The 17,061-nt window shown below is 72.3% G+C and carries 11 protein-coding genes and 1 pseudogene; 8 read left to right on the top strand and 4 right to left on the bottom strand.

Annotated elements, in window-relative coordinates; translation table 11 throughout:
- Positions 1-123 precede the first annotated feature (123 nt).
- The 3 genes and pseudogenes from proX to CLV30_RS28010 form a co-directional block, all read right to left on the bottom strand.
- Positions 124-2,223, bottom strand: a complete 2,100-nt coding sequence (gene proX / locus CLV30_RS20500; protein ID WP_165358706.1) for a glycine betaine/L-proline ABC transporter substrate-binding protein ProX — start codon at positions 2,221-2,223, stop codon at positions 124-126.
- Positions 2,224-2,325: 102 nt separating this feature from the next.
- Positions 2,326-3,210, bottom strand: coding sequence for an LLM class flavin-dependent oxidoreductase (locus tag CLV30_RS20505; RefSeq protein ID WP_106539109.1), 885 nt, complete (start codon positions 3,208-3,210; stop codon positions 2,326-2,328).
- Positions 3,207-4,097 (bottom strand): annotated as a pseudogene (locus CLV30_RS28010) (NAD(P)-dependent oxidoreductase); the annotation flags it as partial. The gene CLV30_RS20505 and the pseudogene CLV30_RS28010, both read right to left, overlap by 4 nt.
- A 276-nt stretch (positions 4,098-4,373) precedes the next feature.
- On the opposite strand from CLV30_RS28010, the gene CLV30_RS20515 reads away from it, so the two are divergent.
- The 6 genes from CLV30_RS20515 (at position 4,374) to bar (ending at position 13,416) form a co-directional block, all read left to right on the top strand.
- Entirely contained in the window at positions 4,374-6,446 is a 2,073-nt protein-coding gene (locus tag CLV30_RS20515; protein WP_106539111.1) for a hydantoinase/oxoprolinase family protein, read from the top strand.
- The gene (locus CLV30_RS20520; RefSeq protein WP_106539112.1) at positions 6,443-8,347 is read left to right on the top strand and encodes a hydantoinase B/oxoprolinase family protein; all 1,905 of its coding nucleotides are present in this window, start codon (positions 6,443-6,445) and stop codon (positions 8,345-8,347) included. Before CLV30_RS20515 ends, CLV30_RS20520 begins: the two co-directional genes overlap by 4 nt.
- Positions 8,348-8,481: 134 nt before the next feature.
- Positions 8,482-9,684 (top strand): CaiB/BaiF CoA transferase family protein, encoded by a 1,203-nt coding sequence (locus CLV30_RS20525; RefSeq protein ID WP_106539113.1) that lies wholly within the window; start codon positions 8,482-8,484, stop codon positions 9,682-9,684.
- Complete coding sequence (locus CLV30_RS20530) at positions 9,681-11,177, top strand: carboxyl transferase domain-containing protein (RefSeq protein ID WP_106539114.1); 1,497 nt, start codon at positions 9,681-9,683, stop codon at positions 11,175-11,177. Before CLV30_RS20525 ends, CLV30_RS20530 begins: the two co-directional genes overlap by 4 nt.
- 156 nt (positions 11,178-11,333) lie before the next feature.
- Positions 11,334-12,281: a carbamate kinase gene (locus CLV30_RS20535; protein WP_106539115.1), complete on the top strand. Its 948-nt coding sequence runs from the start codon at positions 11,334-11,336 to the stop codon at positions 12,279-12,281.
- 28 nt (positions 12,282-12,309) lie between these two features.
- Positions 12,310-13,416 carry a barbiturase gene (gene bar / locus CLV30_RS20540; RefSeq protein ID WP_106539116.1) on the top strand — a complete coding sequence of 369 codons (1,107 nt, stop codon included), beginning with the start codon at positions 12,310-12,312 and terminating at the stop codon, positions 13,414-13,416.
- Between the two features lie 13 nt (positions 13,417-13,429).
- On the opposite strand, the gene CLV30_RS20545 is transcribed toward bar, so the two are convergent.
- Positions 13,430-14,587, bottom strand: a complete 1,158-nt coding sequence (locus tag CLV30_RS20545; protein ID WP_106539117.1) for a hypothetical protein — start codon at positions 14,585-14,587, stop codon at positions 13,430-13,432.
- Between the two features lie 171 nt (positions 14,588-14,758).
- Between CLV30_RS20545 and fmt the strand changes: the two genes are divergently transcribed.
- Both fmt and CLV30_RS20555 read left to right on the top strand, forming a co-directional pair.
- Entirely contained in the window at positions 14,759-15,688 is a 930-nt protein-coding gene (gene fmt / locus CLV30_RS20550; protein ID WP_106539118.1) for a methionyl-tRNA formyltransferase, read from the top strand.
- A complete protein-coding gene (locus tag CLV30_RS20555; RefSeq protein WP_211300088.1) occupies positions 15,685-17,058 on the top strand; it encodes an RsmB/NOP family class I SAM-dependent RNA methyltransferase in 1,374 nt (457 codons plus the stop codon). Before fmt ends, CLV30_RS20555 begins: the two co-directional genes overlap by 4 nt.
- The last annotated feature ends 3 nt before the right edge of the window (positions 17,059-17,061 follow it).

Below are 17,061 nucleotides of genomic sequence, written 5' to 3' on the forward strand. Positions count from 1 at the left end.
CCCCTCATCGCCCTCACCATGCTCAACCTCGGCGGCTACCGCCCCAACCTCCCAGGCCGAACCTGACCCACGGATCAGTCACAACAGCCGGAATTCCATGGTGAACGTGGTCATTTTCGATGATCACGGGCTGGAGGTGCCGAACCAGCGTTCGTACAGGGTGTCGTACTCGCCGCTCTCGACAAGTTCGAGCAATGCGACGTCGATGCGCTGGCGCAGTCCGGAGCCGTACGCGGAGCCGACGCCATAGCCGAACTCCTCGAAGACCGCCCCCACGACCTGCAGGTCGCCCTCCCCGGAGTGCGCGGCCTGGTACTGCAGCACCGGCGCGTCGTGCACGAGCGCATCGACACTTCCCGCGCGCAGCGCGGCGTAGGCCTCGTCGGGGCTGTCGAACAGCACCGGGCCGAGCCCGCGTGCGGTCAGGTACTGCGCGCCGTGGGTCTGCGCGACCGAGCCGACGCTGTGCCCGGCGAGGTCGTCCGGGCCGGTGATCTCGCCGCGGATCTCGTCGACGGCCATGGTGCTGGTGATGCTGGCGGTGAAGTAGGCGAGCAGGAAGTAGCCGGCGAGGATCCAGCCGACCGCGAACACCCGCGCCAGGTTCCGCCGCGGCGTGTTGTTTCCGGCGCCGAACGGGGTGATGGCGACCACCGCCCACCAGATCGACTCCGGGATTCCGTGCAGGTAGTCGGTGGGGATGTCCGGGTTCCGGCGCCGCTCGAGCAGCCAGATGATGTGCCCGACGACCAGCAGGATCAGCCCGAAGATCACCGCGAACCAGAGGATCCAGGTCACGATTCTGCTGCTGGCGATGCGGCTCAGGGTGGAGCCGATACCGGAGCCTTCCTCGCTGGCCACCATCACCTGCAGCCCGGAGTCCAGCGTGGGCTGGGACAGCGCCAACGAGCGGGCCCGGTCGGCGGTGATGTCCAGGCCGCCCAGAGCGACGTCGGCGGCGCCTCGTTCGACGTCGTCGATCTGCTTGGCCAGACTGTTGACCTGCTGGATCTCGTAGTCGGCGCCGAGATTCTCGGCGATCAGACGCCACAGCTCCACGCTGAACCCGGTGTAGGACCCGTCGGAGTACACGACGAACGGTGCCAGGGCCCGGGTCGCGACGGTGAGCGTCCCGTCGTCCTGGGTGGGAGCCGGGTCGTCCTGGCCGGAACCGGCCGGGCCGCCGTTCTGGCCCGAGCCCGCCGGGCCGCCGTCCTGCGCCCGGCCCGGGTCGGCGGTCGCCAGCCACTCGTCCACCTGGCCACGGTTCTGTGCGATCCACTCCCGCGCGTGCCGCCGGATGTCGGCCGGCGCGCCCTCGCCGGCGCGCATCCGGGCGTTCTGCGCGGAGATGTCCTCGAGTGGGATGGTCACGGCCCGCAGCAGGCGGCGGACGGGCGGGTGCTCGTCCAGGAACGCGCTGTTGCCGACGGCCCTGATGTCGTTGGGCGGCCAGCCGTCGGGGACGTCGAGCCAGGTGACGTCCTCGCCGGGGACGAGCTCGCCGACCGTCCAGTTCGGTGTCCACGTGTAGAACAGCACCGGTTCACTGCGCTGATACCGCTCGACCACGTCGTCCATCCGCGGCGCGTAGTTGCCCTGGACGTGCGTGACGGTCTCGCGCAGACCGAGCTCGTCGAGGTGGCGTTCGATCACCGACTCGCATCCCCACCCGACCTGGCAGCCGAGGAGGTCGGCTTTGCCGTCGTCGTCGGTGTCGAAGTGCTCGGCCACGGCCGGGTCGGCGAGATCGGCCAGCGACGTGATGTCGTGGCGCTCGGCGCTGGCGCGGTCGATCAGGTAGCCCTGACGGGCGCCGTCGCTGACCTGTGTTCCGACCGGTTCCACCGCGCCTTTCGCGCCGACCTCCTCGATGGCGGTGTTGTGCAGCGGGAACCAGCCGTTCGCCCACAGGTCGACGTCGCCGGCCGCCGCGGCTCCGTAGAACTCGGCGTTGCCCATCGTGGTGACGGACTCGACGGAGTAGCCGAGCTCCTCGAGCAGCTGGCGATACACCTCCGCCTGGAACCAGCCGGTGTCCCAGGTCGCGCGCGCCATCCGGATGCTTTCGGCGCCGCTGCCCGGGTCACCGCCGTCGCCACCGCCGGCACCGTCGTCGCGGTCGTCGCCGGTGCCGGTTCCCGCCGCACCGGGCGTCGCGGCGGCAACCGTGGCCGTCGCCGCGACGGTGAGCAGGACGAGGAGCCGACGCAGCGCGGTCACCCGAGGTGACGGTTCGGTTCGGCGGCGCCGCTCCATGCGGAAAGTTTCGGTGAGCGAGATCGGCTCGTCAACGTGGGCGAGGTCCGCCCCGCGTCGCCGGCGTCACGTCTCGCGGAGAGCGGGAATCACCTTGAGCGCGGCTCGCTCGAGTTCCTGCAGATGCTCGTCCGCGGGCCATGCGAAGGAGAAGTCGTCCATACCCGCCGCCTGGTAACGCTCGACGAGCTCGTCGAGTCCGGTGCCGGAAGCGAACGGGTCGGTGCTCGCCCACAGCAGGACGGATCGGCGCAGCGAGCGCGGATCCCGGCCGGCCCGTTCGCACAGCTCGTCGAGGTGCCGATTCAGCTCGGCGGCGCGGGCGACGTTGTCGTCGACGCCGGCCTCGGGCAGTCCGTTGGTGTTCCAGACGTCCGCCCGCTCGGCTGCCACCCGGAGCATCGTGGGTGCCTGCCCACCGACGATGATCGGAGGCCGGGGACGTTGCAACGGCATGGGCCGCGTCGGCAGGCCGTCGACGCGGTACCACTCACCGTCGAAGCTGTACGGCTCGCCGTCGCTGCTCATCGCCTCGTCGAGGACGCGGACGTACTCCGCGAAGCGGGCCACCCGTTCGCGGACCGGCCAGGGAGGGGTCCCGATGGCGTGGTGGTCGGCCGCCATGACGCCACCGCCGATGCCCAGCTCCAGCCGGCCTCCGGACAGATGGTCGACGGTGACCGCTTCCTTCGCCAGCATCGCGGGCGGGCGCAGGATCGGGTTACTGACCAGCGTGCCGACCCGGACCCGAGCGGTCGCCGTCGCGGCGGCCGACGCGAGGGTCCAACCGTCGAGCCAGGGCGGATCGTCGGCGAAGATGTTTCCGACGTGGTCGGGCAGGTAGAGCTGGTCGAAACCGAGCTCTTCGACCTGGCGGAACCGGTCGATCAGGGTGGATGCGTCGGCGTCCGGGAGCACCATCACGCCGAAGCGGGGTTCGGTGGAGGTCACGGGTGTGTGATCCCTTCGTAGATGCGGCTGAAGACCTCGTCGCCGTGCCCGTCGGCGATCTGCGCGTCGATGATCCGTTGGACGGGTTCCAGCACGCCCGCGCCGACGTGCTGGTCCCTGCCGGCCCGGACGATGAGGTCGACCGCGGACTTGGTGAACTCGAGGTCCTGGACGTCGGTGGTGTAGTCGCCGGAGTCGATGGACTCGGCCAGGTCGGGCAGGCTCGCCGTCATGGCGGTGAGCCAGGGACCGGCCAGCGCGGCGAACTCCTTCGCGCTGACGCCGGCGGTGGAGACCATCGCGGCGCCGTGGAAGAACCCGGCGAACATCGCGTACATCCCCGCCAGCAGGGCGAGGTCGTGCAGCGCGGCCGCGCCCGCGTCGTCGCCCACGTAGTGGCTGTCGGCGACGGCGTCCAGCACCGGACGGTACTGCTCGAACGCCGCCGGCGCACCGCTGTAGAAGATCGCGGCGCCGGGTTGTCCGATGGTCTCGGGGACGGCCAGCATGCCGCCGTCCAGGTAGGTGATGCCGTGATCGTGTGCCCAGCCCGCCATCTCGCGCGCCTGTGCCGGTGAGCCGGTGGTGACGTTCACCAGCACCCGCCCGGACAGTGACCGCGCCACCGGGTCGAGGACCTCGTACACGCTGTCGTAGTCGAACAGGCACGCGATGACGAGCGGGCTGCTGGTCACGGCGTGCTCGGCGGTGTCGGCGGCCCGCGCGCCGGCCGCGACGAGGTCGTCGGCCCGGTGTGGTGTCCGGTTCCAGACGGTGGCCGGGTGACCGGCGGCCAGGAGGGTGCGGGCCATCGCGGCACCCATCGCGCCGAGTCCGAGGACCGTGACCTGTGTGTCGTGTGCGTCTGTCATGGTCCGATGCTCCGACGATACGAACCATGCAACAAGTACCTACTTTGAAGTCAGGTACTTACCTCGTGGTAAGAATCGGCGTTGACGAGGGTCGCCATACTCAGCTCCGCCACGCGGCGTCGTCGACGCGGTCGAGGAAGCCGTTGAGATGCTCGAAGACGTGCCGGCCACGGTCGAGCCCCGTCGCGTCACCAACTCCGCGCCCGCGTGTTGGCAACGGTTGCCGAGGCGCCCCGCCGCGCCGGCCGGGTTGAATCGCGGCACCAGCAGGTGAGCCGGAAGGAGACGTGGATGCCGTCCGCCGTCCGTATCGGCATCGACACCGGGGGGACGTTCACCGACGTCGTGGCCGTCGACGAGGTGACCGGCCGGTACACGGCCACGAAGACGCCGTCCACGCCGGACGACCCGGCCGAGGGGTTCATGACCGGCGTGCGCAAGGTGCTCGACCTGCTCGGTGCCACCGGCGAGGACGTCACTGCCGTCGGCCACGGCACCACCGTGGCGACGAACCGGCTGCTCGAGGGGAAGATCGACGACCTCGGGTTCGTCACGACCGAAGGGTACGCGCACGTGCTCGAGATCGCCCGGCAGTCGGTGCCGGACGGGTACGGCAACAGTTACTTCTGGGTCAAGCCGCCGCGTATCGTCCCCGCCGACCGGGTCCGCACGGTCGGCGGCCGCCTCGCGTTCGACGGCAGCGAGATCCGCGCGTTCGACGAGCAGGACGCGGTGGCGGCCGCCCGGTTCTTCCGCGAGCGCGGCGTGTCCACCATCGGCGTGTGTTTCCTGCACGCCTACGCCGACCCGGCGCACGAGCTGCGGATGCGCGACGTGCTGGCGCGTGAGTACCCGGGGGCCACGGTCTCGTTGTCGTCGCGGGTGCTGCGCGAGTACCGCGAGTACGAGCGCAGCGTCACCACGCTGGTGGACGCCGCGGTGAAGCCGAGCATCGCGCGGTACGTGCGCACCATCGGCGCACGCCTGCGCGACCTGGTTCCGGGCGGGCGGGACGTGCCGTTCTCGGTGATGAAGTCCAACGGCGGCGTGCTCTCGGCGGACGAGGTGGTCGAGCAGCCGATCAGCACCGTGCTGTCCGGGCCGGCCGCGGGTGCGCTCGGCGCCGCGGTCGTGGCCCGCGAGGCCGGGTTCCCCAGCGTGCTCACACTGGACGGCGGCGGTACCTCCACCGACGTCACCGTCGTCGTCGACGGCCGGCCCGCGCTGACGACCGAGGGCGGCGTCGGCGGGTACCCGAGCAAGATCCCGATGATCGACGTGGCGACGGTCGGCGCCGGTGGGGGCTCCGTGGCGTGGGTCAGCCCGGAACGCACGCTCAAGGTCGGCCCGCACTCCGCGGGCGCCGAGCCGGGGCCGCTGTGCTACGGCGCCGGCGGCACCGAGCCGACGCTCACCGACGCGCACGTGCTGCTGGGGCGGCTGCCGGCGCGGCTGCTCGGCGGCGAGATGTCACTCGACGTGGCGTCGGCGCGCAGGGGAGTGGCCGTGCTCGCGGCCGAGTTGGGACTGGACGTCGAGCGGTGCGCCGAGGGCATCGCGGAGATCTCCGCATGGAACCAGGCGAACGCGCTGCGGCGGATCACCGTCACCCGCGGCCTGGACGTCCGCGACTTCACCCTGGTCACGTTCGGCGGCTCCGGCTCGCTGGCCGCGTGCCGTCTCGCCGACGTGCTGGGCCTGTCCCGCGTGCTCGTGCCGCGCGACCCCGGCAACCTGTCGGCGTACGGGCTGCTCACCGTCGACGTCCGCAACGACTACGTGCGCACCGCCGTCGCCCGGCAGGACGCGCTGGACCCGGACGCGGTCGCGGCCGTGCTGGACGAACTGCGCGCCGAAGCGGCTCGTGCGCTGGACCGTGAGGGCTTCGCACGGGAAGCGCAGCGGTTCGTCCGCACCGCGGACCTGCGCTATCTCGGTCAGGCCTCGGAGGTCCGGGTGGACGTCCCGGACGGCCCGGTGACCGGCGAGCTGGCCGATGCGGTGGCCGCGGCGTTCCACGCCGAGCACCGCGCCCTGTACGGCTACGACTTCCGCGACGATCCCCGGCAGCAGGTCGAGTGGGTGAACCTGCGCGTGACCGGCGTCGGGCCGATCCGCCGTCCGGAGATCGTGCCCGTCGGGCCCGGGAGTGGCGCCGAGCCGGCCGCCTTCCGTCCGGTCCACTTCGACGGGTGGCAGGACACGCCGGTGTTCGACCGGGCGGCTCTGGGAGAGGGGGACGCGGTCGTGGGCCCGGCGGTGATCGAGGAGTACGGATCCACCGTCCCGGTCCATCCCGGGTTCCGCGCCGACGTCGATCGGCTGGGCAGCCTCGTGCTCACACGGCAGGAGGACACCCGATGACCCGCGCCGGCCGGCCGTACCACCTGACACCGGGCGTGGACGCCGACCCGGTGCTCGTCGAGATCGTCCAGGGCTACCTGGCGTCGGTGGAGCGCGAGGTGGAGACCGCGATCGGGCGCACCTCGCGGTCGCCGATGATCCGCGACGCCCACGACTACCGCGCCGGCCTGCACGACCGGCATCTGCGCAAGCTGACCGGCCGCTCGTACTCGGCGCTGGTGGACCCGGTGGTCCGTGATCACCCGATCGAGACCATGCGCCCCGGAGACGTGTTCTTCCACAACGACGTGTATCTCTCCGAGGGCGGCATCGGGCACCTGCCGGACCTGTGCGTGACCACACCGGTGTTCCATGCGGGACCGGACGGCGCGCCCGCCGTCGTCGCGTTCGTGCAGGCCTTCGGGCACCACGACGACATCGGCGGGACCGTCCCCGGCTCGATGCCCTCGCACGCGACCAGCGTGTTCGAGGAGGGACTGATGGTGCCGCCGATCAAGCTGTGGGACGCGGGGCGGCCCAACGAGGCCGCGCTGACGATCATGACCCGCAACTCGCGGATGCCGGATTCGCTCGCCGCCGACCTCGACGCCGAGTGCGCGGCCTGCCTGATGGGCGCGCGGCGGATGGCCGAGCTGTTCGACCGCTACGGGCAGGATTCCGTCGAGGCGTGTTTCGACGCGATCCTGGACCGGACCACCGAGACGTTCCGGCGCGAGGTGCTGTCGAAGATCCCGCCGGGCAGTTACACGTGGGAGGACTACGCCGAGCACGACGGCGTCGACCCGCCCATGCTGCACCGCCAGCGGATCACCCTGACCCGCACCGACGACGCGGACGGGCCGGGGCTGGTGGTCGACTTCACCGGCACCGGGCCGCAGGCGCGCGGGCCGATCAACCACTGCGGCGACCACGCCGACGGCGCGTTCCTGAAGAAGTGGCTGGCCCCGATCCTGCGCAACCTCGCGGACACGCCCGAACGGATGGCGGAGCTGGACGTCAACGAGGGCGTCGTGCCGCTCGTCGAGATGCGGTTCCCGCCTCCGGGGACACTGCTCACGCCGGCGTTCCCGGCGCCGACGAACGCGCGCACGTTCGTCATCCTGCGGCTGCTGGGTGTGCTGGCCGGGGCGGTCGCGAAAGCCGTCGACGGGCGGATGCCTGCCGATCAGGAGACGATCCGCTACACCGGCGTGTACGGCACCGACGCCCACGGCCGGCCGTACCTGATGCGTGAGGTGCTGGGCGGCGGCTCGGGCGGGCGGTACTACGCCGACGGGGAGGACACCGTGCACGTCGTCCCGGACTCGCGGAACCTGCCGACGGAGTTCAGCGAGTCGCGGTTCCCGTTCGTCGTCGAACGCCTCGGCCTCGCGGTCGACTCCGGCGGGCCCGGCCGGTACCGGGGCGGGTTGGGTTACGAGAAGCACGTCCGGATGCTGCGCGACGCGCACTTCATGTCCATCGCCGACCGGTCGATCCTGTCCTGCTGGGGACTGCGCGGCGGGCGGGCCGGGCAGCCGTTCGCGGTGACGATCGACCCCGGCGGGCCGCACGAACGCGAGGTCGACGCGCTGGCCGACGCCGAACCCGTCGCGGCGGGTGAGGTCGTCCGGATCCGCACCACCGGTGGCGGCGGCTGGGGCGACCCGCTGCAGCGTCCGTACGACGACATGCTGCGCGACCTGCGGTGGGGCAAGGTGTCGTTCGAGGGTGCGCGAGCCGACTACGGCGTCGTCGCTTCCGGCCCGCCGGAGGCGCCGGTGCTCGACGAGACGGCAACCGCTGCACTGCGCACGGAGCTTGCCGCCGAGCGCGGCGCCGAGCAGCCGTTCTTCGACCGCGGCCCCGGATACGCCCGCCTGGCCGACGGCCGCGCCGCCGCGGACGTCGACTGGCGTTGACACGAGATGCGTGGGTTGCTGCGAATCTTCCCCCGTGTTCTCGGCAGACCGTGCCGTCGATGCGGCCGCACCGGTCGCCGTAGTCTGCCGAACAAGAACCGAGCAGCGCACGCGGTCGAGCCGGAGGTGGATCGGTGGACGAGGACGACACCGCGCGGACGGGCGACGACGCCGAGCGCACGGGGGCGGACGGGCCGCTGGCGGGTTACCTCGTGGTCGACCTCAGCCGTGCGCTGGCCGGGCCGCACGCGGGCATGATGCTCGCCGACCTGGGCGCGCGAGTGATCAAAGTCGAGGCACCCGGGCGCGGCGACGAGTCGCGCGGGTGGGGGCCGCCGTTCGTCGGACCGGACGACCAGCCGGTGTCGACGTACTTCATGTCCTGCAACCGGAACAAGGAGTCCGTGACCGCCGACCTGAAGTCCGACGACGGACGTGAGCTGCTCACCCGGCTCGTCGCCCGCGCCGACGTTCTGATCGAGAACTTCCGGACCGGTGTGCTCGACCGGCTCGGGTTCGATGTCGAGCGGCTGCACGAGATCAATCCCGGGCTGGTGGTGCTGTCCATCACCGGGTTCGGGCACGACGGCCCCGAGGCCGGCCGCGCGGGCTACGACCAGATCGGGCAGGGCGAGGCCGGGCTGATGAGCGTCACCGGCGAGCCCGGCTCGCCGAGCAAGGTCGGCGTGCCGATCGCGGACCTGCTGGCCGGTATGTACGGCGCGTCCGGCCTGCTCGCTGCGTTGCTGGAGCGGGAGCGTACCGGCCGGGGACGCGTCGTGCGCACGTCGCTGCTGGCGTCGGTGGTGGGCGTGCACGCGTTCCAGGGAACCCGTTGGACGGTCGCCGGCGAGGTTCCGGAGCCCACCGGCAACCACCACGCGGCCATCGCTCCCTACGGCCTGTTCCACACCGGTGACGGCGCGCTGCAGGTGGCGGTCGGTAGTGAGGCACAGTGGCGCGCGTTCGCCGATGTCGTCGGCATCGATCCGGACGATCCGCGGTTCGCGACCAACGCCGACCGGGTCGGGCACCGGGACGAGCTGATCGCGGAGATCGAGGCGGCCATGGCCGACGCCCCGGCGCATCGGTGGCTGGCCCGCATCGACGCGGCCGGTATCGCCTGCGGCAAGGTGCGCACCATCGACGAGGTCTACGAGTGGGATCAGACCCGGTCGCAGGGGCTGCTGGTCGACGTGGAGCATCCGCTTCTCGGGCAGGTGCAGCTGCCCGGACCACCGGTGCGTTTCGACGGCGGCGACGGACGGCGGCACAGCGCGCCGCCGGTGCTCGGTCAGCACGACGCGTCCGTGCGGGCGTGGCTCGACGAGCCATGACCACCCGCCGCGGCGCACTCGCCCTGCTCGAGCTGGTTCTCGACGACGGGTCGCTGCTGCGCTGGGACGGCGACCCGGTCGATGTCGCGGCGAGTGGGTCCTACGCCGACGAGTTGGACGCGGCCCGCGCCCGTAGCGGGGTGGACGAGGCGGTGATCACCGGCGCCGGGAGGCTGAATGGCAGGCGGGTGGCCGTCGCCGCCGGTGAGTTCGGTTTCCTCGCCGGCTCCGTCGGCGTGGCCGCGGCCGAACGGCTGACGGCGGGCATCGAGCGCGCCACGGCCGAGCGGCTGCCGTTGCTCACCGCGGCGGTGTCGGGTGGCACCCGGATGCAGGAGGGCACGCTCGCGTTCGTGCAGATGGTGAAGATCACCGACGCGATCGCCGCCCACAAGGCGGCCGGGCTGCCGTTCCTGGTCTACCTGCGGCACCCGACGACCGGTGGCGTGTTCGCGTCCTGGGGGTCACTCGGGCACGTGACGGTCGGTGAGCCCGGTGCGATGATCGGCTTTCTCGGCCCGCGCGTGTACGAGGCGCTGTACGGTCACCCGTTCCCGCCGGGTGTCCAGGTCGCGGAGAACCTGTATGCCCGCGGCCTGCTGGACGCGGTGCTGCCGGCCGAGCAGCTGGCCGAGATCGCCGATCGGGCGCTCGCGGTGCTGACCGCGCCCCGAACAGGGCTGCCGCACAGCCGCGAGCTGCCCAAGGAGGCACTGGCCGACGTGCCGGCGTGGGAGTCGATCACCCGGTCGCGCCGGTCCGAACGTCCGGGTGTGCGCCGGCTGCTGCGGGTCGCCGCGACCGACGTGGTGACGTTGAACGGCACCGGACAGGGCGAGGCGGACCCGGGGCTGCTGCTGGCGCTGGCCCGGTTCGGCGATGCGCCGTGCGTCGTGCTGGGCCAGGACCGCCGGACGCAGGCGCTTGCGGGGCCGATGGGACCCGGTGCGTTGCGCGAGGCGCGCCGCGGCATGCGACTGGCCGCCGAGCTGGGCCTGCCGCTGGTGACGGTGATCGACACCCCTGGCGCCGCGCTGTCCACCGCGGCGGAGGAGGGCGGCGTCGCCGGCGAGATCGCCCGCTGCCTGTCGGAGCTGGTGACCCTGGACGCGCCGACGCTGTGCCTGCTGCTGGGGGAGGGAACCGGCGGCGGCGCGCTGGCGCTGATGCCGGCCGACCGGGTGGTGTGCGCCCAGCACGCCTGGCTGTCGCCGCTGCCACCGGAGGGCGCGAGCGCGATCGTGCACCACGACACCGGCCACGCCGCCGAGATGGCCGCCGCTCAGCGTGTGCGGTCGCTGGACCTGCTGCGCGACGGCATCGTCGACCGGATCGTCGCCGAACACGACGACGCCGCGGACGAGCCGGAGGACTTCTGCCGCCGCGCCGGGCACGTGCTGCGCTACGAGCTGGTCCGGCTGCTGGACGAGCCGGCCGCGGACCGCCGGAACGACCGCCACGAGCGCTACCGAAGACTCGGCAGCCCGGCGTGAGCACCACGGAGTCCTCGTGGACTGACGCGGATATCGTCGCGGCGTTGGTGTGATGTCGCCGACGCGCCGGGCGCCGTTTGGGCGAAGCTGACCATCGTGCGCGCGGTGCCGCGCTCCGTAGGCTCGGCGGATCAGAGCAAGGAGGGCCGCGTCCGGGTGAAAGTGCTGATCGCGCTGGGCGGTAACGCCATGACCGCGCCCGACGGTTCGGCCCGGCCGGGTGACCAGGTCGCCGCCGTGACGGCGGCCGTCGAGCCGGTCGCGGAGCTGGTGGCCGAAGGGTTCGACGTCGTCCTGACCCACGGCAACGGACCGCAGGTGGGCAACCTGCTGGTGAAGAACGAGCTGGCCGCGTCCGTCGTGCCGCCGGTGCCGCTGGACTGGTGCGGCGCGCAGACCCAGGGGACCATCGGCTACATCATCGTGAACGCTCTCGAGCGTGCGCTGGCCGCGCGGGGCTCGCGCCGGCGGGTGGCCGCGGTGGTGAGCCGGACACGGGTCGCCGCGGACGACCCGCGGCTGTCCGCGCCCTCCAAGCCCATCGGCCGGTACCTGCCGTTGGAGGAGGCCCGGGTGATGATCGAGCACGGCCAGGTGTGGGAGGACCGTGGCGAGCGCGGGTGGCGCCGGGTGGTCGCGAGCCCGGAACCACTCGAGGCGCTGGACGCGGCTGCGGTGTCCGGGCTGACGGCGGCGGGCTTCGTCGTCGTGGCCAGCGGTGGCGGCGGCATCCCGGTGGTGCGCCAGGACGACGGCACGCTGCGAGGGGTCGAGGCCGTCGTCGACAAGGACCTCGCCGCCGCGCTGCTGGGACGGACGCTCGGTGTGGACGTGCTGGTCATCGCCACCGACGTGGACGCGGCGATGGTCGGGTTCGGCACCGGGAACGCCCGCCCGCTCGGTCGGGTCGACGTGGGGACGCTGCGCGAGTACGCCGCCGAGGGCTACTTCGCCGGCGGCAGCATGGGCCCGAAGGTGGAGGCAGCGTGCCGGTTCGTCGAGGGCGGCGGACAGCGCGCGTCCATCACCTCGCTGGCCAACATCGGCGCGGCCGTCCGCGAAGGGGCCGGCACGACGGTCGTCGCGGCGGCCGGGAACAACTGACGAGCACGAACACGAGAGGTGGCTGACCATGGCCGAGCCGATCGACGTCCACAAGGTGGCGATCAAGCACGTCAGCGACGCGTCCGGGCTGAGCGAGCTGATCGACTCCGGCGCGGTCGAGGCCGACCGGGTGATCGCCGTCGTCGGCAAGACCGAGGGCAACGGCGGCGTCAACGACTACACCCGGATCATCGCCGACCGTGCGTTCCGTGAGGTGCTCGTCGGCCGGGGCACCCGCACCGACGACGAGGTGAAGCAGATCCCGATCGTGTGGTCCGGCGGCACGGACGGCGTGCTCAGCCCGCACGCGACGATCTTCGCGACGGTCCCGCCCGAGCAGGCGGTGCGCACCGACGAGCCGCGGCTGACCGTCGGGTTCGCGATGAGCGAGACGCTCCTGCCGGAGGAGATCGGGCGTCGCGGCATGATCGACAAGGTCGCCGCCGCCGTGCGGGTCGGCATGGAGCGCGCCGGCATCGACGACCCGGCCGACGTGCACTACGTGCAGACCAAGACACCGCTGTTGACCATCCACACCATCCGCGACGCCAAGGCGCGCGGGGCGAGCGTGTGGACCGAGAACACGCACGAGTCCATGGACCTGTCGAACGGGACCACCGGGCTGGGCGTCGCCGTCGCGCTCGGCGAGATCGAGCCGCCCGACGACGCCGCGGTCATGCACGACCGCGACCTGTACTCCGCCGTCGCCTCCTGCTCGTCCGGGGTCGAGCTCGATCAGGCGCAGGTCGTGGTGGTCGGCAACGCGCGCGGTGTCGGCGGGCGGTTCCGCATCGGGCACGCGGTGATGCGCGACGCGCTGGACACGGACGGCATCTGGGCGGCGATCCGGGACGCCGGGCTCGACCTGCCCGACCGCCCGCACCCTGGTGACCTCGACGGACGCCTGGTCAACGTGTTCCTGAAATGCGAAGCCAGCCAGGACGGCACGGTCCGCGGCCGCCGCAACGCGATGCTCGACGACTCCGACGTGCACTGGCATCGCCAGATCAAGGCGTGCGTGGGCGGGGTGACCGCGTCGGTGACCGGCGACCCGGCGGCGTTCGTGTCGGTGTCGGCCGCGCACCAGGGCCCCGACGGTGGGGGCCCGGTGGCGGCCGTCGTCGACCTCGGCTGACCCTCGGCCGACCTCAGCTACCGGTCACGCGCTGGAACGGCGTGGGGGTGGCGCCGGTCCAGCGGTAGAGCTCGGCGTAGGCGTTCTCCTTCTCGACACCGTCCTCGACGACGTCCTCGCCGCGCACGGCGTAGTAGTAGCCGTTGCCCAGGGACACCAGGCCGTACTGGCCGTGGAAGTCCCAGCCGAAGGTGCCGGTGGCCGGGTCGTAGCGCCCGTCGGGCGCCAGCGAGAGGAGCTCGCCGGTCTCCGGTTCCGGCTGCCCGGCGACGATGCCGGTGACCGGGTCGGTCGCGGCGTCCACCATGAAGAAGGAGTAGTTCGGGAACTGCTCCTTCTTCCCCTCGTAGACGGCCATCATCCACCGCTCGGTGTGCGGGTCGTACTCCAGGTTCTGCACGCCGTACGTGGTGTTGCCGGTGCGCAGGAAGTACTTGCCGTCGACGGCGGCGGGGCCGCTGGTGTGCGGGTCCTGCTGGCTCAGCGGCCGCTCGTACCTGCGCCAGCGGCTGACGTCGTACTCCAGCACGACCTGGTGGTCGTTGTCGACGCGGTCGGTGTTGGAGTACACGCCGTAGGCCACCATGAGCTTCTGCTTGCCGTGCGTCGAACCGAACGACGGGCCGAACGCGACGCCGTCGATACCGCTGCACCCGTACCGGTGGTCCGGGGTGTCGGCAACGTCACCGTCGAAGACGCCGTCGCCGTTCATGTCGGCGGTGAAGTCCTCGACCACCTCCGGCAGGTAAACGGTGGTCATGACGCCGTCGCTCTCGGCGTCCATGCCCACGCGGTCGATCTCGTCGACGTCGAAGATGGCGATGTAGAACGCCTCGGCGTCCTTGTACTCCAGCGACCCGTAGACGCGGCCGTCCTTGACGTTGAGGGTGAGGTCGCCGAGATGGCCGGTCAGGCCCTCGACGGTGCCGAGGACGTTGCCGTGAAGGTCGGTCTTGACGAGCATCTGGGTGAACGAGAAGTACATGTGGCCGTTCTTCTCGTCGACGGCGACGCCTTGGACGTGGCTCGTGGGCCAGGCTCCGCCGTACACCGAGGTCGGCATCTCAGGTATCTCGGCCATGTCCGGCATGCGGCCTGCGTGCGCGGCCGGTGCCGCGAGCCCCGCGAGTGCGACGAGCGCGGCCAGGGTCGCGCCGAAGAGCGTGCGCATGAGTCCTCCTCATGATCGTCGGAACGGCGCACGATACGTGCCGACTGTGAGCCGCGGGGACATCGCAGCCGACCGGACGGTGACCGAACAGCGACGAATGTCGGACTTCGCCGCGCCGACGAGCGGAACCGTCGAACGCCGGCGGACGTCCCGGCGGATAGGGTCGCGTCCATGCGGGTTCTGTTCGCGGGCACGCCCGAGGTGGCGGTGCCGTCGCTCGAAGCGCTGCTGGCTTCCCATCACGAGGTCGTGGCGGTGCTGACCAGGCCGGACGCCCCGGCAGGGCGGGGGCGGTCGGTCACGCCGAGTCCGGTCGCGCGCACCGCCGCGGACGCCGGCGTCGAGGTGCTCCGGCCGAAACGGCCCGGCGACGCGGAGTTCCTGACCCGGCTGTCGGAGATCGCTCCCGACTGCGTGCCCGTGGTCGCCTACGGCGGGCTCGTCCCGCCGGGCGCGTTGGAGATCCCGCGGCACGGCTGGGTCAACCTGCACTTCTCACTGCTTCCCGCGTGGCGCGGCGCGGCACCCGTACAGCACGCCGTGCTGGCAGGCGACGACGTGACCGGCGCGTGCACGTTCCAGCTCGAGGAGGGACTGGACACCGGCCCGATCTACGGCACGGTCACCGAATCGATCCGGCCCGGCGACACCAGTGGTGACCTGCTGCATCGCCTCGCCGCGTCCGGGTCCGAGCTACTGCTGCGCACGGTCGACGGCATCGAGGACGGCTCGCTGGTCCCGCAGCCGCAGAGCCCCGACGGCGTCTCGCTCGCGCCGAAGCTCGAGGTCGACGACGCCCGGATCGACTGGAGCGCCCCGGCGCTGCGGATCGACCGGTTGATCCGTGCGTGCACGCCGGCGCCCGGCGCCTGGACCACGTTCCGCGACGAACGGATCAAGCTGCGCCCCGTCACGCTCGAACGCGGCCGCAACGGGCCGGCGCCGGGCGAGCTGGTCGTCGAGAAGTCCGGCGTCCGGGCGGGTACCGGCAGACACGCCGTCGTTCTCGGTGAGGTGCAGCCGCAGGGCAAACGGCCGATGCCGGCGGTGGACTGGGCGCGTGGGGTCCGGCCCGAGGCGGGGGAGCGGTTCGGATCGTGAGTGGCACCCGCACCCGGCGCGCCCCCGACCCGGCGCGCCAGGCAGCGTTCGACGTCCTGCGCGCCGTCTCGGACGAGGACGCGTACGCGAATCTCGTGCTGCCGGCGCTACTACGGGAACGGCGGCTGGACGCCCGCGACGCGGCCCTGGCCACCGAGCTCGCCTACGGGGCGCTGCGCGGACAGGGAACCTACGATGCGGTGCTCGGCGCATGCTCGACCCGGCCCGTCGACGAGCTGGACGCGCCCGTGCTGGATGCGCTGCGGCTGGGCGCTCACCAGCTGCTCGGCATGCGGGTGCCGTCGCACGCGGCAGTGTCGACGACGGTGGACCTGGTGCGCTCACGTGTCAACGACGGCGCGGCGCGGCTGGCCAATGCCGTGCTGCGCAAGGTCGGCGGGGACGATCTGGACGGCTGGACGGACCGGCTGGCACCGTCCGCCGAGACCGACATGACGGGCCGGCTGGCCTTCCGGCACGCCCATCCGGAATGGATCGTCCGTGCCTTCGTCGACGCATCCGGGGGAGACGTCGCGGCGGCCGAGGCCTGTCTCGTGGCCGACAACGAACCAGCGGAGGTCAATGTGGTGGCACGGCCCGGCCGCGCCAATGTGGAGGAACTGACGACCGCGGGCGCACGACCGGCGCGGTGGTCGCCGTACGGAGCGGTCGTCGACGCGGGAGATCCGGCGCGGATCCCGGCGGTGCGTGACGGCCGCGCCGCGGTGCAGGACGAGGGCAGTCAGCTGGTGACGCTGGCACTCGCCGATGTGCCGGTGGACGCGCCGGACGAGCGATGGCTCGACATGTGCGCCGGCCCCGGCGGCAAGGCCGCGTTGCTGGCCGGGCTCGCGTCCGGGCGCGGTGCGCGGCTGCTGGCGGTGGAGAAGCACGAGCACCGGGCGCGCCTGGTGGAGCAGACGTTGCGCGGCGCCGCGGGCGAGTACGAGGTGCTGGTGGCCGACGCCACCGCGCCGCCGTGGCCGGAGGAGGATTTCGACCGGGTCCTGCTCGACGCTCCGTGCACCGGGCTGGGAGCACTGCGCCGGCGACCCGAAGCCCGATGGCGCCGGGAGCCGTCCGATGTCGGCGAGCTCCGCAAGCTGCAGGTCGCGCTGTTGCGCTCGGCCGTGTGGTCGGTGCGCCCGGGCGGCGTGGTCGCCTACGTCACCTGCTCGCCGCATCTGGCCGAGACCTCCACGGTGGTGGACGACGTCCTCGGTGAGCGTGGCGACGTGGAGCGTGTCGATGCGCGGGCGTACCTGCCGGGCGTCCCCGAGCTGGGCGACGGCCCCGACGTGCAGCTGTGGCCGCACGTGCACGGGACCGACGCGATGTACCTGGCGCTGCTGCGCCGGACGGAAGGGTGACCG

The sequence above is a fragment of the Haloactinopolyspora alba genome, assembly GCF_003014555.1.
Classification (GTDB): Bacteria; Actinomycetota; Actinomycetes; order Jiangellales; family Jiangellaceae; genus Haloactinopolyspora; species Haloactinopolyspora alba.